We start from the raw sequence: 20,356 nt of genomic DNA on the forward strand, positions 1-20,356 counted from the left end.
GGGAGCCAAGAGGAGAGGCGTATGCGTATGGAAATAGTGATCGCGGTGTCGGCCATCGCGTTGCTAGCGGGCTGTAGCGATGCCTCGAATGAGGAGGTGGTAACCGAGCGGGTCACCACCGTGGACATGGCCGAATCCGAAGCCCCCCAGAACGAATCCGGCTTCATGGAAGCGATGGAGCAACCCTCGCCTCCGAGCGTTGCGCCGCCGCCTCCCCCGCCCGCGCCTCCGGTCCGGACCCGCTCAGAAGGTGCCGACACCCCGGAGGAGATCGACCATGCGGGCGGCACGATCTCCGTCGGCATCCCGCAGGTTGCCTACAGCTTCGCCTATGGCTTCCGCGTGCCAGCCGACACCATTCGCCCGCTGCAGGAGCGCCATGCCGACATGTGCGAGGCCAAGGGCCAGCAGGTCTGCCGGATCGTCTCGATGAACCAGGGCGAGCAGGAGGGCGACTATGCCTATGGCAGCCTCACCATCGCGGTCCGGAGCAGCGAGGCGCGCAGCTTCGGCAAGGCACTAACCGCCGCGACCGGGCAGATGGAAGGCGAACTGATCTCCTCCTCGATCGAGGGCGAGGACCTGTCGAAGCGCATCGTCGATACCGAGGCGCGCCTGCGCGCCCGCACCGTGCTGCGCGACCGGCTGATGGAGGTGTTGCGCAATCGCCAAGGCACGGTTTCCGAACTGGTCGCCGCCGAGCGCGGCGTCGCGCAAGTCAACGAAGAGATCGACCAGGCGCAAAGCTGGCTCAGCGAAATGCGCGCCCGTGTCGCCTATTCGACCATGACCGTCGAATACCAGGCCGGCGCGCCTGCGCAGGGTGGCTTCATCGACCCGATCCGCAGCGCGTGGGGCTCGCTCGCCTCCCTGCTCGGCAACATGATCGCGGTGTTCATGGTGTTGCTGACGGTGATCCTGCCGCTGGGCCTGATCGTGTGGCTGGCGGTGCGCCTGTGGCGCCGGTCGGGCTTTTCGACCGGGATCGGCAATGACGGCTGGCTGCCGAAGAGCGAGCCGGAGGCGGAAAACGCTAGCTAGAAGCGCCGCATATCGTGGCTTTCGGCAGGGATGGAGACGGTCAGGCCGTCCATCTCCGCCGTCAGCTCGATCTGGCACGAAAGGCGGCTGGTGCGGGTGACGCCCGCCGCGAGGTCGAGCATGTCTTCCTCTTCCTCGCTTGCCTCAGCCAGCCGGTCGAACCATTCTGCGGCGACCACGACGTGGCAGGTGGAGCAGGCCATCTGGCCTTCGCAGGTCCCTTCGAGCGGCATGCCGGCCGCCTGCGCCACGCGGAGCAGGTTGTCGCCAAGTTCGGCTTCGGCGATGACGGTCTCGCCCTGCGATGTCGTGAAATACACCTTCACAGGCCTTGCGCCTCCGCCGCTTCGTTGATGAGGCGCGCGGCCTCCTCGATTTCTTCCAACGTCGTGTAGCGACCGAAGCCGAGGCGGATCGAGCTCTTGGCCTGCTTGTCGCTGAGGCCGATCGCCTTAAGCACATGGCTGGGGCGGCCCGATCCGCTGGCGCAGGCCGATCCGGCGGAGAACATCACCGTACGGCAATCGCTCATCAGGCGCGCGACATCGAGGCCCTTGCGCCGGATATTGAGATTGCCGTGCCAGCGCGCCTCGGCGCTGCCGTTGAGATCCCATTGTGAAAACAGGTCCAGCGCGCGGGTCCAGAGCTGTTCGACATGCTCGCGATCCTGCTCCATCCGATCCTTCGCTTCCGCTGCCGCCGCCCCCATGCCCGCGATCAGCGCAGGCGAGAGCGTGCCCGAGCGGATGCCGAATTCCTGCCCGCCGCCCGTCTGAACTTCTGTTAGGTCCACCCCGTCGCGAACCCACAACGCGCCGACGCCCTTGGGGCCGTGGAACTTGTGCGCCGAGATCGCGATCATGTCCGCGCCGGTCACCTCCATCTTGCCGTAGGCCTGCACCGCGTCGCACAGATAGAGCGCGTTCATCGACTTCGCCTTGCGGTGCCATTGGATGGTCGGCTGCACCGTCCCGATCTCGTTGTTGACCTGCATGACGCAGACGAGCCGCGTGTCGGCGGGCAGGTCCTGCTTCGTGTTGCACTGGCCGGTCTTTGCGACATTAAGCAGGTGGCTCTTGCCCGCGCTCTGGGCGGTATCTCCGACTGCCGAATGCTCGATGCCGGAATAGGACACGGCCCCGCCCTGCCCCGAACCCCGGATCGCCAGGTTGAGCGCCTCGGTCGCGCCGCTCGTAAAGATCACCTTGCCGCCAGCCGGGAACAGCGCCGCGACCTGTTCGCGCGCCAGCTCGATCGCCGCCTTCGCCTGCCGCCCCATGCGGTGGGAGCTGTGCGGGTTGCCGAAGCCTGTGCCGCCGGGCCCGTCGAGCCAGCGCAGCATCGCATCGCGCGCCTCGGGCGCGAGCGGGGTGGTGGCCTGATAATCGAGGTAGATCATGCTCTCGCCATCTCAAGCCATACCTCGCAGAAGCGTTCCACCTCCTCGCGGGTGGTGTTCCAGCCCAGCGAGACGCGGATCGTGTTGGCGGCCACTCCCGACTCGACCTGCATCGCCTCGAGCACGCGGCTGGTCTTCATGGTGCCGCTGGAGCAGGCGCTGCCTTGCGAAACCGCGATGCCCGCCATGTCGAAACGCATGACCTGCGCGGTGGCGCTCATGTTCGGCATGGCGATGGCGCGGATGTAAGGGGTGGGGTCGGCGAGAGAGAGCGTGTTGCCCAACTGGTCGAGCGGCGCGAAGATTGCCGGGTCGAGGTAAGGATCCCTCGCCGCTTCCAGTACCGCTGCCATACCCATCGCGCCGGGCAGGTTTTCGGTCCCCCGCCGATAGCCGCGCTCGTGGCCGCCGGATGGCCTCAGCAGCACATAGTCGCGCACGAGCAAGGCCCCGATACCGATCGGCCCGCCGAACTTGTGGGCCGAGACGATGGCCATATCGCAAGATGGCAGCGCGAACTTGCCCGCGCTTTGCGCGCAGTCGGCCAGCAGCAGCCCGCCGGCCTGACCCACGATCCCGGCAACCGCCGAAAGGTCCTGCCTGTTGCCGGTTTCCGAATTGACGTGCTGGACCGCGACGAGCGGCCGTTCGCGCTGGACCGCCTCGGTCAGGATTTCCAGGTCGAGCGCGCCGTCAGTGCGCACCGGGATGCGTTCGGCATCGAGTGCGGCCTGGAAGATGCAATCATGCTCGACACTCGATACGAGCCGCGCACCGGCCTGCGCACTGTCCAGCGCCAACGCCGCCGCCTCGCTCGCGCCGGAAGTGAAGATCACCTCGCCATCCCACCCGAGCGCCGTCTTGATCCGCTCCCGCGCGTCCTCCAGCAGGCTCCGCGCCTTGCGCCCCTCGGCATGCGGCGAGCTCGGATTGGCCCATAGCCGGAAACCCTCTTCCATGTCCTCGCGCGCTTCGGGGCGCAGCGGCGTGGTGGCGGCGTGATCGAGGTAGATGCGTTCGGGAATGATACGGGCTCGAAACAATTGCGAAATCGGTTGCAGACCCTATATAGCCCGCGACCTCGCGCGCGCCACCCGTGGCCTGCGCAACCGCACATTTCGACAGGTACCTCATCCATGCCGACCGTCATCTTCCCCGGCCCCGAAGGCCGTCTCGAAGGCCGTTTCTCTCCCGCCCCGCGCCCGCGCGCGCCGGTGGCGATGATCCTGCATCCGCACCCGCAGGGCGGCGGCACGATGAACGAGCAGATGACACAGCGGCTCTACAAGACCTTCGTCAACCGCGGCTTCGCCACGCTGCGCTTCAACTTCCGCGGCGTCGGCCGCAGCCAGGGCAGCTTCGACAACGGCATCGGCGAGCTCTCCGATGCCGCCGCCGCGCTCGATTGGGTGCAGCAGATCCATCCCGAAGCGCAGGTGACGTGGGTCGCCGGCGTCAGCTTCGGCGCGCTGATCGGCATGCAGTTGCTGATGCGCCGCCCGGAAATCCGCGGCTGGATCAGCATCGGCGCGCCTGCGAGTATGTACGATTTCTCTTTCCTCGCTCCCTGCCCCGCCAGCGGCATCTTCATCCACGGCGCGCAGGACACGGTGGTGCAGCCCAATTCGGTCACCAAGCTGGTCGAGAAGCTGCGTACGCAGAAGCACATCACCGTGCACCACGAGGAAATCCCGCGCGCCAACCATTTCTTCGAGAACGAGCAGACCGAACTGATGGCCGCGGTCGACAACTATCTCGACTTCCGCCTCGACCCGGCGTGCCCGATCAAGTGACGGGCTAGGCGCTCCGGTCCCGGAGGGCTGGACGTTCAATCGACTTATTTTGCGTTCGCTCGCGTATCCGCACGAGCGAACCATCCTCCTCGCCATCATGACTTGACTCTAGCATGTTACGTTGTAACATTGCGGGACGTGGAGTCGGGTCGCTGTCTCTGCGAGCAACGGAAGAGGAGAACGCCCATGTCCTATGTCACCCAGTCCAGCAGGCCATCGCCAGCGAGCGTGGCGGCAGTGGTCGGTGTCCATGCCGCGATCGGAGCGGCGCTTGTCTTCGGCATGACCGTGACCGGCGCTCTGCCCGAGGTCATCACGAAGTTCGAGGGACGCAACATTCCCGATGCCCCGCCTCCGCCGCCGCCTCCCCCGCCCACCGATGAGGTCGTGCCGAAGGAATCCGCATCGCCGCCGATCTTCACTCCGGCCCCCAAATTCGACATCAAGCCGACACCGCCGCTGGTCGATACCACCAACCTGATCCCGCCGCCAGTCCCGGTGCCACAGCCCGGACGCGGTCCGGTGATCGACATCCCCAGACCCGAGCCGATGCCGAGCTTCGATCCCGTCGCCGCCCGGCCGAAGAACGATCCGGCCCGCTGGCTTTCCAACAGCGACTATCGCCCGAGCTGGACCCGCCGCGAGCTGACCGGATTGGCGAAGTTCCGGCTCGAGATCGCCGCCAATGGCCGCGTGACCGATTGCACCGTCACGGGCTCGACCGGACATGGCGAACTCGATGCGGCGACCTGCAGCCTCGTCACCAAGCGCGCGCGGTTCGAACCGGCACGCGGCGGTAATGGCGAACCGGTCGCCGGCAGCTACACCGGATCGGTCCTCTGGCAATTGCCGGAGTGACGCCCCCCTAGCGAGCTCCCTGCTCGAGCTTTTCGAGCGGGGCCTCGCCCCCGGCATCGGGCAACGTCCAGATGGCGACGTTGAGCAATGCGACCACCGCCAGCACCACCATCAGTGCCGCATTCTTCACATTGCCCGTCCGGCGCCACAGGAAAAACGCGCCCAGCAGCAGCAGGATGGCGGCGAGGACGGTGAGCGAGAGAACGGCATCGAGCATGGTCCGGCTCTTAGCTTTCCTTTCCCGCGCTGCAAGTCACGAAGCCGGAACGCGCCGTGGGATGATCCGTTGAGGGCGTGAAGGAGACGGACGATGAGTATTTTCGGCAAGATCAAGGACGCGATTTTCGGGTCCAAGGCCAAGGCACAGGAAGTGCCCGAAACCGCGCCCTCGGGTGCACCCAAGGCCGATCCCGGCAACGCCTGGGCCAATGCGCCCGTGGTCGAGCCCAAGGCCACCTCGGTAGTCGATGTCGAGAATAGCCTCGACTCCATGCCCGGCGCGGACCGGTTGAACTGGCGCACCTCGATCGTCGACCTGATGAAGCTGATCGGCGTCGATTCCGATTACGAGAGCCGCAAGGCGCTGGCTGGCGAGCTCGGCCGCGAGGACTATTCGGGCAGCGCAGAGGACAATATCTGGCTGCACAAGCGCACGATGAACGAACTCGCCGCCAATGGCGGCAAGGTCCCGGCCGAATTCCTCGATTGATCTGCCAGCCTGATTGACACTGCATGGCGGGCATCGCACACCGCCCGCCATGACTTCTCACAGCTTCGATATCACCCGCCGCGAAGCCCTTGCCGGGCTTGGCGCGACGACCGCGCTCACCCTCACCGGATGCACCGCCGCGCTCCCGCGCGACGTCTCGGTCGTCAAGGCCCAGCAGATCGGGGCGGAACGGCTGCTGGAGGTGGTTGCCTACAACCTCCTCGAACACGAACCCGGGCGCGCCACCAGCCTGGGCGTCGACAATGGCCGCTATGCCTATCTGCGCGGTAAGCTGGAGGACCAGACGCGCGCGGGGCAGGAAGCCTATGCGGCCACATTGCGGCGCGACCTCGCGCGGGTCCGCGCCTATCCGCGCGGCGGCCTCGACAACACCACCGTCACCAATCTCGATGTCGTAGAGAGCGCCTATGAAGTCGCGCTCGACGGCTTCGCCCTCCCCTATGGCGATACGCCGGTCGGCAACTGGCGCACTGCGCCCTACGTCGTGATCCAGAATGTCGGCGAATATCTCGCCTTCCCGCGCTTCATGCAGTCGGACTTCAAGGTGAAGGACGGCGACGATGCCGATTTCTACATCGAGCGTCTCGAGGCCTTTCCCGGCGTGCTCGAGGGCGAACTGGAACGGATCAGGGCGGCGCGCGGCATGGGCGTCGTCCCGCCGGGCTTCCTGCTCGACAAGGCGATCCGCCAGATGGAACAGACCATCGCCAGCGCCGGCAAGGGCGAGCTGTTCGCTGCCGACCTGCGGGCCAAGCTGGTCGAAAAGGGCATGCCCGAAAGCCACGCCAACCGCGCGATGACGCTCGAAACCGGGCCTGTTGCGGAAGCGCTCTCGCGCCAGTTGGCGGAGCTGCAGGCAGAGCGCGCCGTCGCCACGGACGAACCGGGCATAGCGGCGCGTCCCCATGGCGAGGAGTTCTACGCCTGGGCGCTGCGGTCCAGCACCACGACTACACTCAGTGCCGACGAGATCCACCGGCAGGGTCTCGACGAACTCGAAGCACTCCATGCCCGCATGGACCCGATCCTGCGCGATATCGGCTATACCAGTGGCTCTGTGGGCGAGCGGATGCAGCAGCTCGGCAGCGACCCGCGCTACAAGTTTGCGGAGGGCGATCCGGGCCGCAAGGAGATCATGGATTTCATCTGGGAGCGGGTGAACTGGATCAAGGGGCAGATGCCGCGCGCCTTCAACACTCTGGTCGATCCCAACTTGGACGTGAAGCGCATCCCGGTCGCCGAGGAAGCCGGCGCGCCGGGCGCCTATGGCGGCGCAGGCAGCAAGGACGGCACGATCCCCGGCGTCTTCTGGATCAACCTGCGCGATACCGACCTGCACCGCAAATACGACCTTGCCGACCTCACTTTCCACGAATCCATCCCGGGCCACATCTGGGAAGGCGAATACGGCAACAAGCTGCCGCTGATCCGCTCGATCCTCGCCTTCAACCCGTTCAGCGAAGGCTGGGCGCTCTATGGCGAGCAACTGGCCGACGAACTGGGCGCCTACGACGATTTCGCAGTCGGACGGCTCGGCTATCTCCAGAGTCTCGCCTTCCGTGCCTGCCGCATGGTGGTCGACACCGGGCTCCATGCGAAAGGCTGGAGCCGCGACCAGGCCGTCCAGTTCTTCGTCGAGCGCAACGGCAGCAAGCGCGGCGAAGTCGAGAGCGAAGTCGATCGCTATTGCAGCTGGCCCGGCCAGGCGACCGGCTACAAGCTGGGTCACAGCCGCATCGTCGACCAGCGCAAGCGGGCCGAGGCGGCACTCGGCAGCGCGTACGACTTCAAGGCCTTCAACGATGCGGTCGTCCTCGGCGGCAATGTGCCGATGGACGTTTTGGCAAAGAACGTCGGGCGCTATATTGTCGCAGCGGGCGCGTGACGGGCTTTTAATCGCCTTCTTGCCATGCAATACATGCCCCTGTTGAATTCAGGGGTCGATTTCATGCGCTTTTTACTTGCAGGCCTGGCAGCCGCTCTGGTGGCTGCACCCGCCCATGCCGATTGGCAGGTTGCGGAGTCGGATCATTTCGTCGTCTATGCGGACGACCGTCCGCAGGACGTCAAAGAGTTCGCCGAGGGTCTCGAGCGATATCATTCGGCGATGAACCTGCTCCAGGGCCGCGATGGGACCAAGCCGAGCCCGTCGGGGCGGGTGACGATCTTCGTGGTCGGGAACCAGGGCAAGATCCGCAAGCTCGCCGGCGACGATTCCGGCAACATTGCGGGGTTTTACGTCCCCCGCGCCAGTGGGTCGGTCGCCTTTGTGCCGGACATCGACATGGGCGGGCGCGAAACCGATTTCTCGGTGACCGTACTGCTCCACGAATATGCACACCACTTCCTGATCTCGAGCTCGCCTTACGCCCTGCCGCGCTGGCTGAACGAAGGGGCGGCCGAGTTCTTCGCTTCGGCCAAGTTCGAAAAGGACGGTGGAATCTCGGTCGGCCGCCCGGCCTACCATCGCGCGGCGGAACTCGCCTATGCCAAGGACGTCAGCGTCGAGGAACTGATCGATCCCGATCTTTACGAGAAGAACAAGGGCAAGCGCTTCGACGCCTTTTATGGCCGCGCCTGGGCGCTGGTTCATTACCTGTGGTTCTCGCCGGAGCGAAAGGGCCAGCTGGGCGCCTACCAGCGCGCCATCTTCGCCGGAACCGAGTCGCGCAAGGCTGCCATCGACACGTTCGGGGATCTCGACATCCTGCAACGGGAAGTCGACCGCTACATCGACCAGCGGCGCATGTCCGTTTATCGCTTCACCTCCGATCTCGTGCCGATCGGGCCAGTAACGGTCCGCGCGCTGTCCGAAGGCGAAGGCGAGATGATGCCGCTGCGGATCCGCTCGCAGCGCGGCGTCACGCGAGAGCAGGCGCTGGAACTGCTCCCCGAAGTCCGCGCGGTCGCCGCGCAGTACCCGGCCGATGCGGGTGTCCTCACCGCGCTGGCTGAAGCGGAGTACGATGCCGGTAACGATGCCGAGGCGATTGCCGCAGCCGACCGGGCGATCGCGATCGATCCGGCGCGCAAGAATGCCTACGTCCAGAAGGGCTATGCCCTGTTCCGTCAGGCGGAAGGTGCCGACGATCAGGACGCCGCCTATGCCGCCGCAATGGCACCGTTCAGCGCGCTCAACCGGCTGGAAAACGACCACCCGCTGCCGCTGATGTATTACTATCGCAGCTTCGTCGAACGCGGCGAAACTCCGAACGAGAACGCGCGCCATGCGCTCGAGCGGGCATCGCAACTGGCGCCGTTCGACAAGGGGCTGCGGATGAATGCGGCGCTCATGCAGGCCAGCGAAGGCAAGATCGCGCTTGCCCGCTACAATATCGCTCCGATCGCGTCAGACCCGCACGGCGGGCGCTTTGCCGAACGGGCCCAGCGCTACCGCGACGCCATGGGCGAGGTTGAAGAAGGCAAGCCCTGGCATCCCGGTGTCGGCGAGATGGTCGACGTCGAAATCGCCGATATCGCGAGCGGGCCGGACGGCGGCGACGAGTAACCTCGCGCCGCTATCTACCGCCGCATCATTCCCGTCACGACCTGGCCAAGCAGGCCGCCGAGCGCGCCGCCGAGGCCGCCACTGGCCGGCGAACCGCCCTGCTGCTGTTTCATCATGTAACCGACCACCGCCATGGCGAGGATCGGGAGCATCTTCTTGAGCAGGTCGGGCGACAGGCCGGTCGCGCCGGCAACTTCCTCGGCGACGCCCCGGCTCACATCCTTGCTGCCGAAAATCTGGCCGAGGATGTCGTTGCCGGGCGCAGTCGGCGTCGGCTCCTTCTTGAGCACCGCATCGAGCAATACCCCGCCGAGGCCGCCGCCCAGTGCACCCCCAGCCGTGCCGCCCAGCGATCCTGCGAGGATGTCGCCCAGCCCGCCCAGGCCGCCCGCGCCGGGTGCAGCGGTGGTCTGACGGCCCATCCCCGCCACGATTGCCGGAAGCAGTGCGCCCGCCCCCGTCCGCGCGGTCGCTTCGTCGATACCCAGTTCCTGCGCCATCGATGCGATGACGCCGCTCTGCTGCAGTGCTGTCGCGAGATTCATCGACACCGGCCTAATTCTTGCCGAACAGCTTGCCGGCCATGCCGGCGATATCGTTCAGCGGATTACCGTCGTGATCTGCATCGAGGATCTGCGCGAACTTCGCCAGCGAGCCTTCCCCGCCGACCTGTTCGCGGACCTGTTCGAGAATTCCGGAATCGATCCCGGTCTTGCCGGCAGCCAGTTCGACCGTGTCGCCATCCTTGTGGTGGGCATCGGCAAGCGCTGCAATCGCCTTTTCCGCCGTAGCTGGATCGACTCCCAGCTTCTCGGCCATATTCTTGACCGTGGGATGGTTGTGGGCCGCGCCCAGGATCGTGTCGAAAAGACTCATCGCGTTTCTCCTAAGTCTCGTCCGAGCACGACGATAGGAGGCGGTGCGCCCAAGTAAAGGCCCCCGGTCCGGTTTCCCGGCCGGGGGCTCTCCTCTCCAACCGGAAATAACCTGTCAGGCGGCCATCGGGGCCGCGTCGCGCACGCCTTGGTCGACATGCGCCGCGAAGGGCTCGAAATTCTCGACGAAGAGCTGCACGAGCTTGTGCGCGGTACGGTCGTATTCGTCCTTGTCCGCCCAGGTAGCGCGCGGGTCGAGGATAGTGGCATCGACACCGTCCACCGCGACCGGGACTTCGAAGCCGAAATTGGGGTCCTTGCGAAACTCGGCATCGTTGAGGCTGCCGTCGAGCGCGGCATTGAGCAGCGCGCGGGTGGCCTTGATCGGCATGCGGCTGCCGGTGCCGTACTTGCCGCCGGTCCAGCCGGTGTTGACCAGCCAGCACTGCACCTCGCCCTTGGCGATGCGCTCCTTCAAGAGGTTGCCGTAGACGCTCGGGTGGCGCGGCATGAAGGGGGCACCGAAGCAGGTGCTGAACGTCGCTTCGGGCTCGGTCACGCCGATCTCGGTGCCTGCGACCTTAGCCGTGTAGCCCGAGAGGAAGTAATACATCGCCTGGTCGGGGGTCAGCCGCGCGATCGGGGGCAGCACGCCGAAGGCATCGGCAGTCAGCATGATGACGTTCGACGGCGGCGGCCCCATGTTCTCCGCCGAGGTGTTCGGGATGGAGGACAGCGGATAGGCACCGCGGGTGTTCTCGGCAAGGCTGTTGTCGTCGAGGTCGATCTCGCCCGCATCGTTCATCACGACGTTTTCGAGCACGGTGCCTTCCATCTTGGTGGTGGCATAGATTTCCGGCTCGGCTTCGGGATTGAGGCGGATCATCTTGGCGTAGCAGCCACCTTCGAAATTGAAGACCGCCGTGTCCGACCAGCCATGCTCGTCATCGCCGATCAGCGTGCGGCTGGCATCGGCGGACAGTGTCGTCTTGCCGGTGCCCGACAGGCCGAAGAAGACCGCGGTCTTGCCGTCCGGGCCGACGTTGGCCGAACAGTGCATCGGCATGACGCCCTTGGCGGGCAGCAGGTAGTTGAGGATGCCGAAGACGCTCTTCTTCATCTCGCCGGCATATTTCGTGCCGCCGATCAGGATCAGCTTTTCCGACAGGTTCACCGCGATCACGGTTTCGCTGCGCGTGCCGTGGCGTTCCGGGTCGGCCTGGAAGGTCGGCAGGTCGATGATCGTGTATTCCGGCACGAAGCCTTCCAGTTCGGCCTCGGTCGGGCGGACCAGCAGCGTGCGGATGAACTGGTTGTGCCAGGCGAGTTCGTTGATGACACGCACATTGACGCGATATTCGGGCTGCGATCCCCCGAACAGGTCGGCGACGTAGAGGTCCGACTTGTCCTTCAGCGCCGCCATGAAGTCGGCCTTGAGCGCGGCGAAATGCTCGCTCGTCATCGAGGCATTATTGTCCCACCACACCGTGCTTTCGGTCTCGGCATCGCGGACGATGAACTTGTCCTTCGCGCTGCGACCGGTGTGCTTGCCGGTTTCCACCACCAGCGGGCCATCCTTGGCCCGGCGGCCCTCACCGTTTTCGAGCGCCGCTGCGGTCAGCTCTTCCGAGGTGAGGTTGGGATGGATCGTGGCAGCGGTTTCGATACCCTGCGACGACAGCGATGTTGAAAGCGGAAAAGTCACCGAAAAATCTCCAGCGCGCGCATGCGTTACTGTGATGGAATCATCCGCGCATTCGTATGCGCGGCCGTCCATTTGCGCATAGTCATCCCCTGCTGGCAGGTCAAATGCTCAAAGGGCTAGTTGTCCCATATCGTCGCATAGTCCGCGTTGTTTTGCGTGAATAATCGGATTAGGCACGGACCCATGACGACCGACGCGATCCAGGGTGCCAACCCACAGGACCCCGACCAGCGCGTGATTGCGCTGGTCGACGACGACCGCAACATCCTCACCACCGTCTCGATCGCGCTGCAGGCGGAAGGGTTCGCGACGCGGCTCTATTCGGATGGCGAGGCAGCACTGGGCGCCTTGCTCAACAACCCGCCCGACCTCGCCATTTTCGACATCAAGATGCCCAAGATGGACGGGATGGAATTGCTGCGCCGCCTGCGCGAACAATCACCGCTGCCCGTCATCTTCCTCACCAGCAAGGATGACGAGGCGGACGAGGCCGCCGGCCTCCAGATGGGTGCGGACGACTATATCGCCAAACCGTTCAGCCTGCGCCTGCTGCTCGCCCGCATCCACGCCATCCTGCGCCGCAGCGATGCCCGCCGTCCGCTAGTGATGACCGACACGGCGGACCATCCGCCGCAAGAGGAAATCGAACGCGGCCGGCTGCACATGGACCCGGCCCGCCACCACGTGACCTGGGACGGAAGCCCGGTGTCGCTGACGGTGACGGAGTTCCTGCTGCTCGAAGCGCTCGCCTCGCGGCCCGGCGTAATCAAGAGCCGCAACCAGTTGATGGACGCAGCCTATCCCGACGACGTCTTCGTCGACGATCGCACGGTCGACAGCCATATCAAGCGCATGCGGCGCAAGTTCCGCAGCGTCGATCCGGAATTCTCCGCCATCGAGACCCTCTATGGTGCGGGGTACAGCTTCAGCGATGGCTGAGGGACGGCCCGGCTTTTCGGAAATCGGCAGCGTCCTCAAGAGCGACCCGCGGCTGGACAAGCTGCGCTGGTCGCAGCGCCTGTCGCTCACCAGCCGCATCCTCTTTGTCAACGTACTTCCGCTGGTGCTGCTGGGCGGCGGCGTCCTCTATCTCGACGCCTATCGCAAGCAGCTGCTCGACGAACGCTTCAAGCTGGCGCTCGTCGAAGCTCAGATCACCGCCGAGGCGCTCGCCGGGGCGACGGTCCAGCGGCAGGAAGCGCTGCTGATCCAGATCGGCAAGGAACAGCGCTTGCGCCTGCGCGTCTACGGCCCGGACGGCAACCTAGAATCGGACAGTTTCGCCCTCGCCCCGCCGAGCTTCGACCTGCCCGCGCCTGCCGAGGTGGACCAGCGCGATTTCGCCTTGCGGATGGACCGCTGGTTCGATCGCATCGTCGGCGCGCCCGCCTTGCCCGACTATGTCGAGCCCGAGACCGACGATGCATCCGGCTGGCCCGAACTGGTGCGTGCACGCGAAGAGAGTCTGACCCAGATCGTGCTGCGCGACGCCCCCGATGGCACGCATGTCATCAACGCCGCCGCGCCGGTCGGACTCGACGGCGACACGCTGCTGCTGACGCGCAACCCGATCGACATTACCGAAAGCGTGCGCGAAGCCCGCTCGACGGTGCTGATCGTGGTCCTGCTGGCGCTGCTGGTATCGACAATGCTCTCGCTGTTCCTCGCGCAGACCATCGTGCGACCCTTGCGCGAACTGGTGCAGGCCGCCGTGCGCGTACGCCAAGGGCGCGACCGGCAGGTCGAGGTTCCGCGCCTGCCCGATCGGCGCGACGAGATCGGCATGCTCGCCCGTGCCTTTTCGGACATGACCGGTGCACTACGCCAGCGGATCGACGCGGTGGAGAGCTTCGCCGCCGACGTCGCGCACGAGATCAAGAACCCGCTCGCCTCGCTGCGCAGCGCAACGGAATCGCTTGCGAAGGTCGAGGACCCGGCCCTGCGCGCGCAATTGCTCGATATCGCGACCCACGATGTCCAGCGGATCGACCGGCTCGTCACCGAGATTTCCGACGCCAGCCGCATCGATGCCGAACTCTCGCGCGCCGAATTCGAGCCGGTCGATCTCGAGGCGCTGATCACAAACATCATCGCCAGCCGCGACGAGCGTGACGAGAACGAGGGGCGCACCATCGCGCTCGATATCGCGGGTGGACCGATGCTGGTCTCGGGTGTCCCCGTGCGGCTCGAGCGCGTCATCGACAACTTGCTCGACAATGCGGTGTCGTTCTCGCCGGCCACCGGCACGATCGCTGTCGCGCTGCGGCGCAAGGACGGCTGGATCACCCTGACGGTGTGCGACGAAGGTCCCGGTATCCCGGAAGAAAAGCGCGAGAAGGTGTTCCAGCGCTTCCATTCGGACCGCCCCGAAGGCGAGGATTTCGGCAAACATTCCGGTCTCGGCCTCGCCATCGCCCGCACCATTGCCGAGGCGCATGACGGCACGCTCGTCGCCACCTCGCGCGAAGATGGCGCGGCCGGAGCATGCCTCGTCTTCGGCCTGGCCGCCAAGCGATGAGCGCCCGCGTCCTCGCCAACACGACGGGCGTTGCGATCGGCGGACGCGCCCTGTTGATCGAAGGCGCGCCGGGCAGCGGAAAGTCTACCCTCGCGCTGGCCTTGATCGACCGCGGCGCGCTGCTCATCGGCGACGACGCGCTGACGCTGGACGTCCGCGATGGCACGCTGTTCGCCGCCCCGCCGCCCAACACCGCCGGCTTGCTCGAAATCCGCAATGTCGGGCTGGTGGAACTCGCCACCACCGCTGCCCCGGTCGCCCTCATCCTCGCGCTCGATCCCTCGGCGCCGCGCTTCCCACTGGATATCCCGACCCGCGATATGGCTGGCTGTGTCATTCCCCTGCTGCCCTTCGCACCGGGAGACGCGGCGCAGGCCCTGCGCGCCGAATACGCCCTCGCCACGCACGGCCTGCCCTTCCCAAGCGCGGCGCAAGCCGCGACAAGGCCCGACGCATGACCGACGAATCGCCATCTCGGGTGCGCCAGCGCATCCTCCTCGTCACCGGCCTTTCGGGTGCCGGCAAGTCGACCGCGCTCCAGGTGCTCGAGGACATCGGCTGGGAGGCGATCGACAATTTTCCCGTGCGACTGCTCGGCGGCCTCGTCGGCGGCGGTGCGGACAGCGGACAGCTGGCGATCGGCTTCGATTCGCGCACCCGCGGCTTCGTGCCGACCGAGATCATCGCGATGTGCAAGCAGCTGGAAGCGCGCGACGATGTCGAGCTCACCACGCTGTTCATCGACTGCTCGAGCAGCGAGATCGAACGCCGCTACAACGAGACCCGCCGCCCGCATCCGATGGCACGCGGTCGTCCGGTGCACGAAGGGATCAAGGCCGAGCGCGAACTGCTCGAACCGCTCCGCCGGTGGGCCGATATCGTCGTCGAGACCAGCAATTTCGCGACCAACCAGCTGCAGCAGGAAGTCCGCGAGCAATTCGCCAGTAGCGCCGAGCGCGAGATGACCGTCACCGTCTCCAGCTTCGGTTTCGCGCGCGGCATGCCCCCGCTGGCAGACCTGCTGTTCGACATGCGCTTCATCGACAATCCGCACTGGGTCGAAGAGCTGCGGCACAAGACCGGCCTCGACGACGCGGTCGGTACGCATATCGAGAGCGATCCGGCCTTCCGGCCGGCCTTCGAGCGGATTGCCGACCTCCTGCGCGAGGTCCTGCCGCGGTATGCGGCACAGGGCCGCAGCTACCTCAACATCGCCTTCGGCTGTACCGGAGGGAGACACCGCTCGGTCTACAGTGCGGAACGCGCCGCCGAGGTCTTGCGCGAGGCGGGGTTTTCGCCCACGGTCATCCATCGAAACCTGGGAAGTCGGCCCGCGGACCCGCTGGAACGCCGTTGATTTCCCCTCCGGATGGTGGTTGGGAGCCCGGCACGAGTCCTTTCGAGGCATTAACCGGAATACGTCGCGCATGATTGGCATGATCCTCGTCACCCACGGCAAGCTGGCCGAACACTTCATCGATGCGATGGAGCATGTGGTCGGCAAGCAGGAAGGCGTGGCCACCATCTGTATCGGCCCCAACGACGACATGGAGCAGCGCCGGCAGGACATTGCCGATTCGATCGCCGCGGTCGATACGGGCGACGGCGCGATCATCCTGACCGACCTGTTCGGCGGCACCCCGTCCAACCTCGCCATCTCGCTGCTGGATACCGGCCGGATCGAGGTGATCGCCGGGATCAACCTGCCCATGCTCATTCGCCTTGCCGGGGCGCGCAAGAGCATGAACGTGGTCGACGCGGTCCATGCCGCACAGACCGCCGGGCGCAACTACATCACCGTGGCCAGCGAATTCCTCGGCCAGGACCTCGATACCGCGCGGAAGGCCTCTTGAGCGAGCTGCGCCGCACCCTCACCGTGGTCAACCAGCGCGGCCTGCATGCACGGGCCAGCGCCAAGTTCGTCAACGCGGTGTCCGAGCTTCCCGACGGCTGCAGCGTGCGCGTGGCCAAGGGCGACAACGAGGCGGCTGGCGGCTCCATCCTCGGGCTGATGATGCTCGGCGCAGCCAAGGGCGACACGATCGACATCATCGTCTCCGGCACCGGCAGCGAGGACGCGATGGCCGGGCTCTGCGCCATGGTCGAGGACGGCTTCGGGGAACCCTGAGCGATGGCGTTCCGCCGCGAAATCACCGGTTTCTCCAATCCGACCGTCAAGGCTCTGCGTGCCTTGCGCGAGAAGAAGCACCGTAAGGCGGCGGGCAAGTTCCTCGCCGAAGGCCTGCGCCTGCTCACCGACGCACGCGAGAGCGGGCATATTCCCGAGGTGCTGGTGCTGGCCAAGGGGCGCGAACCGCATCCGCTGTTGGCCGAGCTCGAAGCCGCAGTCGACGCAGTGGGCGGCGAGGTGATCGAGACGTCGCCCGACATCCTTTCCAAGATCACGGGCAAGGACAACCCGCAGGCTGTGGCGGGCGTATTCGCCGAATTCGACACCGCGCTCGCGAGCCTCGACCGGCGCCGCGCCGATATCTGGCTCGTCGCCCAAGCCCTGCGCGATCCCGGCAATCTCGGCACCATGCTGCGTACCGGCGACGCGATCGGCGCGGGTGGGCTCATCCTGCTCGACGATTGTGCCGACCCATTCAGCGTCGAGGCGGTCCGGGCCAGCATGGGCGCAGTGTTCACCCAGAGGATCGCGCGCGCCGAATGGAGCGAGTTCGAGCCATGGCTGCGCGGCGGAGCAAGCCAGCTCGTCGCCGCGAGCCTGCGCGAGGCGCAGCCCTATCGCGGCGCGCCCTATGCCGCGCCCTGCTTCGTCATGGTCGGCAACGAGAGCCGCGGCCTGCCGGAAGCCTACGAGATGGCCTGCGACCTGCGCGTCACCATGCCCATGAAAGGCCGCGCCGACAGCCTCAACGCGGCGGTGGCGGCGGCAGTGTTGGGGTACGAGGTGCTGGCGAGCTTCGAAAATCCCAGCTGAGCAAAACGGGGGATGTCTTTCCAGCCAGGCTAGAAAAAGGTCTGCGGATCGACCCGCTCGATCCGGTCAATCAGCAGATCGCCAGCCGGTGCTTCGACTCGCCACACCAGCCCGGTTGACTGGAAGTCCAGCACGACCGGTGTCTTCAGCACCTGTTCGACGTTGCGCTTGATCAGCAAGCTTCCAAAGCCGTTGGCAGTCGGCTCGGCAACGGTGGGCCCTCCGGATTCGCGCCAGGCCATCTGCAGGATCGGTTTCCCGTGGGTATCGTCGAGGACATCCCAGGCAATGTGCACCCTGCCCGTGGCGTTACTGAGCGCGCCGTATTTCAAGGCATTGGTCGCCAGTTCGTGGATCGCGAGTCCGATGGCTTCCGCCACTTCGGCGCGCACGATCAGCGGTTCCGGCTTGTCGATGTCGATCCGCGCGCGCGCGTCTTCGCCCACATGCCGCAGCTGCGCCTCGACGATGTCTGCGATCCTGGCGCCAGACCAGTCGCCGCCGTCGAGGATTTCCTGGTTGGACGCGAGTGCCGAAATCCGCCGGTCCAGTGACTGGATGAGTTCGTCCTTCGGCAACCGGGCCGACCGGCCGAGGATCGCGCGGATCGTTGCCAGCATGTTGCGTGACCGGTGATTGACCTCGCGAATGAGGAGATTGATGTGCTCCTGCGCTTCGAGCTGCTCGGTGATGTCGGTATTCGTGCCGCACCACAGCAGGACGTTTCCGGCGCCGTCCTTCAAGGGATTGGCGCGGCTGAGGAACCAGCGAAACTCGCCGTCGGCCCGGCGGAGCGGAAAGGTATCTTCCCACGGCTCGCCGGTATCCCACGCGTGCTGGATCCGCTTGCTCACCCGATCGACATGGTCTGGATGATGCACCGCCTGCCAGCCCCAGCCTTCCATCGCCGCAAGATCGGTCCCGGTGTAATCGTACCAGCGCTGATTGTACCAGAATATCCAGCCGTCCTTGTCGGCCAGCCATGCAAGCTGCGGGATATTGTTGGCCAGGGCAGTGAACTGGTCGGTCTTTTCGCGTAGACCTTCCGCCAGTTGTTCCTGCTCGCGCAGATCGTTGGCGATCTTCGATGCGCCGACGACCTTGCCCGACGGATCGCGGACCGGCGAAACCGTGACCGCGATCGGCACCCTCTCCCCGCTCTTGGTCAGACGCTCGGTGGCGAATTTCGGTACGACCTCTCCGGCACGAATGCGAGCGAGGATGCGGTCCTCTTCTGCGTTCCGGTCTTCGGGAATGATGCGCCGGATCGATTGTCCGATAATCTCCTCGGCCGACCAGCCGAACAGCTTCTCGGCGGCGGGATTCCAGCTCTCCACGATCCCGTCCAGAGACTTCGAAATGATAGCGTCGGACGAGCTGGCGATAATCGCCGCAAAGCGGGCAGCGTCTATGTCGGGAGAGCTATCGGTCGGGATGGTCAATTACCTGAACCTGCCAAATCGAGCGAACCAAGCGGCTCGATAGAGAATGGTGGCACGAGCGACAAGCTATTCTCTCACTCCGCCGTTTCCCGCCCGCCCTCGATCTGCGCCGCGTCATCCGCATTGTAACGCGGCGTCGCCTCAACCAGCGGCACCTCCTCGATCTCGCGCTTGCCGATCTCTATGCCCTTGTCGGCGAGGCGGCGGCCGGATGTCAGCACGTTACGCTCGAAGCTGCCGACGAACTTGTTGTAATTGTTGACTGCGGTTTCGAGGCCCCCGCCCACGCGCTTCATGTGTTCGGCGGCGACGGCAAGGCGATCGTAAAGCTCCGCCCCGGCCTTGCCGATCTCCACCGCCTCGCGCGCGATCGTGTCCTGCCGCCAGACCTGCGCCACGGTGCGTGCGATGGCGACGAGGTTCGTCGGCGTCGCCAGCAGGACCTTATTGTGGAAGGCAAAATCCCACAGCTCGGGATCGTGTTCGAGCGCGGCCGCGACGAAATGTTCGCCGGGCACGAACATCACCACGTAATCGGGCGCATCGTCAAACTGGCTCTGGTAGCCCTTCGACCCCAGCGTCTGAACGTGCCCCCGCATCGATCTGGCGTGCTGGTCCATGTGGCGCGCCCGCTCGCCCTCGTCCTCCGCCTCGAAGGCGGCCTGGTAGGCATTGAGCGAGACCTTCGCGTCGATCACCAGCTTTTTCTGGCCGGGAACGTTGACGATAGCGTCGGGCCGCAGGCGCCCGCTTTCGGTATCGACCGAATGTTCGAGGATGAAATCGGTGTGTTCCGACAACCCGCACTGCTCGAGCACGTTCTGCAGCGCCCGCTCGCCCCAGCGCCCGCGCGCCTTGGGGGCATTGGTCAGCGAATTGCCGAGCCGCTGCGCCTCGCGCCGGACCTCTTCCTGCCCGCGCTGCATCTCGGTGATCTGCTGGTAGAGCCGCCCGAAGGCATCGGTGCGCTTTTCCTCCAGCGCGGCGACCTGCCGCTCATACGCCTCCAGCCGCTTGCCGACCGGATCGAGCAGCGCCTTGAGCTTTTCCTCCGAGGTCTTTTCCGAATGGCCGAAGCGTTCGCTGGCGCGCTCCAGGAACCGCTCCTGCGCCGCGCCGAGCACCTTGGCGCCGGTGTTCTCGAATTCCTTGAGCAGGTTTGCGCGGCTTTCCTCGAGCAGGCGCTTCTGCTCCTCGAACCCGGCTCTCTCAGCCTTGAGCGCGGTCAATTCGTCCCGCGCGGTATCGAGCTTGTCGGCCAGCTCGTCAGCCCGCGCCGCCCGGTCTGCCATGGTCGCGAGTTCGGGCGCCATGCGCGAAACCTTCTCGGCGAGGTCCTTCGCCTCCGCATCGCGCTCCGCATGGCGCGCCTTCCAGTCGGCCACGGGCCGCGATCCGGCGAACCAGCCCAGCGCCGCGCCGATCAGCAGCGCCAGTGCCGCAACGATGAGTACAGTCATATCCATGGCCGGAACATAGCTGGAACGGGATTCGCTGGGAAGAGGCCGGCGGAACAATCCCCAGCGCCGCGCGCTCCCTCTTG

Annotated in this window: 22 protein-coding genes; 13 read left to right on the plus strand and 9 right to left on the minus strand. The window is 65.8% G+C overall.

The window, feature by feature from the left end; all coding sequences use genetic code 11:
- The first annotated feature begins 21 nt into the window (after positions 1–21).
- On the plus strand, positions 22–1,041 hold the full coding sequence (locus tag K3172_RS11835; protein ID WP_221590271.1) for a DUF4349 domain-containing protein: 1,020 nt from the start codon (positions 22–24) through the stop codon (positions 1,039–1,041).
- On the opposite strand, the gene K3172_RS11840 is transcribed toward K3172_RS11835, so the two are convergent.
- The 3 genes from K3172_RS11840 to K3172_RS11850 are packed head-to-tail and all read right to left on the minus strand — an operon-like array spanning position 1,038 to position 3,483.
- Positions 1,038–1,367: a 2Fe-2S iron-sulfur cluster-binding protein gene (locus tag K3172_RS11840; RefSeq protein ID WP_221590273.1), complete on the minus strand. Its 330-nt coding sequence runs from the start codon at positions 1,365–1,367 to the stop codon at positions 1,038–1,040. The two genes, K3172_RS11835 and K3172_RS11840, sit on opposite strands and share 4 nt — an antisense overlap.
- Entirely contained in the window at positions 1,364–2,440 is a 1,077-nt protein-coding gene (locus K3172_RS11845; RefSeq protein WP_221590275.1) for a cysteine desulfurase family protein, read from the minus strand. The genes K3172_RS11840 and K3172_RS11845 overlap by 4 nt, the downstream gene beginning before the upstream one ends.
- The gene (locus tag K3172_RS11850) at positions 2,437–3,483 is read right to left on the minus strand and encodes a cysteine desulfurase family protein (protein WP_282098623.1); all 1,047 of its coding nucleotides are present in this window, start codon (positions 3,481–3,483) and stop codon (positions 2,437–2,439) included. The genes K3172_RS11845 and K3172_RS11850 overlap by 4 nt, the downstream gene beginning before the upstream one ends.
- A 93-nt stretch (positions 3,484–3,576) precedes the next feature.
- Here K3172_RS11850 and K3172_RS11855 point away from each other — a divergent pair, with 93 nt between their 5' ends.
- Both K3172_RS11855 and K3172_RS11860 read left to right on the plus strand, forming a co-directional pair.
- Positions 3,577–4,233: an alpha/beta hydrolase gene (locus K3172_RS11855; RefSeq protein WP_221590277.1), complete on the plus strand. Its 657-nt coding sequence runs from the start codon at positions 3,577–3,579 to the stop codon at positions 4,231–4,233.
- Between the two features lie 186 nt (positions 4,234–4,419).
- Positions 4,420–5,091 carry an energy transducer TonB gene (locus K3172_RS11860; RefSeq protein ID WP_221590279.1) on the plus strand — a complete coding sequence of 224 codons (672 nt, stop codon included), beginning with the start codon at positions 4,420–4,422 and terminating at the stop codon, positions 5,089–5,091.
- A 7-nt stretch (positions 5,092–5,098) separates the two neighbouring features.
- Here the strand turns inward: K3172_RS11860 and K3172_RS11865 are convergent, their stop codons facing one another.
- Positions 5,099–5,308: a hypothetical protein gene (locus tag K3172_RS11865; protein WP_221590281.1), complete on the minus strand. Its 210-nt coding sequence runs from the start codon at positions 5,306–5,308 to the stop codon at positions 5,099–5,101.
- A 93-nt stretch (positions 5,309–5,401) separates the two neighbouring features.
- Between K3172_RS11865 and K3172_RS11870 the strand changes: the two genes are divergently transcribed.
- From K3172_RS11870 to K3172_RS11880, 3 genes are all read left to right on the plus strand, one after another.
- Positions 5,402–5,800 carry a DUF3597 domain-containing protein gene (locus K3172_RS11870; protein ID WP_221590283.1) on the plus strand — a complete coding sequence of 133 codons (399 nt, stop codon included), beginning with the start codon at positions 5,402–5,404 and terminating at the stop codon, positions 5,798–5,800.
- Positions 5,801–5,849: 49 nt separating this feature from the next.
- Positions 5,850–7,706, plus strand: coding sequence for a DUF885 domain-containing protein (locus tag K3172_RS11875; protein ID WP_221590285.1), 1,857 nt, complete (start codon positions 5,850–5,852; stop codon positions 7,704–7,706).
- A 63-nt stretch (positions 7,707–7,769) separates the two neighbouring features.
- Entirely contained in the window at positions 7,770–9,329 is a 1,560-nt protein-coding gene (locus K3172_RS11880; protein ID WP_221590287.1) for a DUF1570 domain-containing protein, read from the plus strand.
- Between the two features lie 14 nt (positions 9,330–9,343).
- Here K3172_RS11880 and K3172_RS11885 read toward each other — a convergent pair whose 3' ends face one another.
- From K3172_RS11885 to K3172_RS11895, 3 genes are all read right to left on the minus strand, one after another.
- Entirely contained in the window at positions 9,344–9,874 is a 531-nt protein-coding gene (locus K3172_RS11885) for a DUF937 domain-containing protein (protein ID WP_221590289.1), read from the minus strand.
- 10 nt (positions 9,875–9,884) lie between these two features.
- Complete coding sequence (locus K3172_RS11890; protein ID WP_221590291.1) at positions 9,885–10,205, minus strand: hypothetical protein; 321 nt, start codon at positions 10,203–10,205, stop codon at positions 9,885–9,887.
- A gap of 114 nt (positions 10,206–10,319) precedes the next feature.
- A complete protein-coding gene (locus K3172_RS11895; protein ID WP_221590293.1) occupies positions 10,320–11,909 on the minus strand; it encodes a phosphoenolpyruvate carboxykinase in 1,590 nt (529 codons plus the stop codon).
- A 183-nt stretch (positions 11,910–12,092) separates the two neighbouring features.
- Here K3172_RS11895 and K3172_RS11900 point away from each other — a divergent pair, with 183 nt between their 5' ends.
- From K3172_RS11900 to K3172_RS11930, 7 genes are all read left to right on the plus strand, one after another.
- Positions 12,093–12,848, plus strand: a complete 756-nt coding sequence (locus K3172_RS11900; protein WP_221590296.1) for a response regulator transcription factor — start codon at positions 12,093–12,095, stop codon at positions 12,846–12,848.
- Positions 12,841–14,427 carry a sensor histidine kinase gene (locus K3172_RS11905; RefSeq protein WP_221590298.1) on the plus strand — a complete coding sequence of 529 codons (1,587 nt, stop codon included), beginning with the start codon at positions 12,841–12,843 and terminating at the stop codon, positions 14,425–14,427. The genes K3172_RS11900 and K3172_RS11905 overlap by 8 nt, the downstream gene beginning before the upstream one ends.
- Complete coding sequence (locus K3172_RS11910) at positions 14,424–14,885, plus strand: HPr kinase/phosphorylase (protein WP_221590300.1); 462 nt, start codon at positions 14,424–14,426, stop codon at positions 14,883–14,885. Before K3172_RS11905 ends, K3172_RS11910 begins: the two co-directional genes overlap by 4 nt.
- The gene (rapZ, locus tag K3172_RS11915; protein ID WP_221590302.1) at positions 14,882–15,784 is read left to right on the plus strand and encodes an RNase adapter RapZ; all 903 of its coding nucleotides are present in this window, start codon (positions 14,882–14,884) and stop codon (positions 15,782–15,784) included. The genes K3172_RS11910 and rapZ overlap by 4 nt, the downstream gene beginning before the upstream one ends.
- A gap of 70 nt (positions 15,785–15,854) precedes the next feature.
- Complete coding sequence (locus K3172_RS11920) at positions 15,855–16,280, plus strand: PTS sugar transporter subunit IIA (protein WP_221590304.1); 426 nt, start codon at positions 15,855–15,857, stop codon at positions 16,278–16,280.
- The gene (locus K3172_RS11925; RefSeq protein ID WP_221590306.1) at positions 16,277–16,555 is read left to right on the plus strand and encodes an HPr family phosphocarrier protein; all 279 of its coding nucleotides are present in this window, start codon (positions 16,277–16,279) and stop codon (positions 16,553–16,555) included. Before K3172_RS11920 ends, K3172_RS11925 begins: the two co-directional genes overlap by 4 nt.
- Positions 16,556–16,558: 3 nt before the next feature.
- On the plus strand, positions 16,559–17,371 hold the full coding sequence (locus K3172_RS11930) for a TrmH family RNA methyltransferase (protein WP_221590308.1): 813 nt from the start codon (positions 16,559–16,561) through the stop codon (positions 17,369–17,371).
- Positions 17,372–17,400: 29 nt separating this feature from the next.
- Here K3172_RS11930 and K3172_RS11935 read toward each other — a convergent pair whose 3' ends face one another.
- Both K3172_RS11935 and K3172_RS11940 read right to left on the minus strand, forming a co-directional pair.
- On the minus strand, positions 17,401–18,813 hold the full coding sequence (locus tag K3172_RS11935) for a PAS domain S-box protein (protein ID WP_221590310.1): 1,413 nt from the start codon (positions 18,811–18,813) through the stop codon (positions 17,401–17,403).
- 74 nt (positions 18,814–18,887) lie between these two features.
- Entirely contained in the window at positions 18,888–20,273 is a 1,386-nt protein-coding gene (locus K3172_RS11940) for a DNA recombination protein RmuC (RefSeq protein WP_221591171.1), read from the minus strand.
- Positions 20,274–20,356 lie beyond the last annotated feature (83 nt).

The organism is Qipengyuania proteolytica (genome assembly GCF_019711565.1).
In the GTDB taxonomy this organism is placed as follows: Bacteria; Pseudomonadota; Alphaproteobacteria; order Sphingomonadales; family Sphingomonadaceae; genus Qipengyuania; species Qipengyuania proteolytica.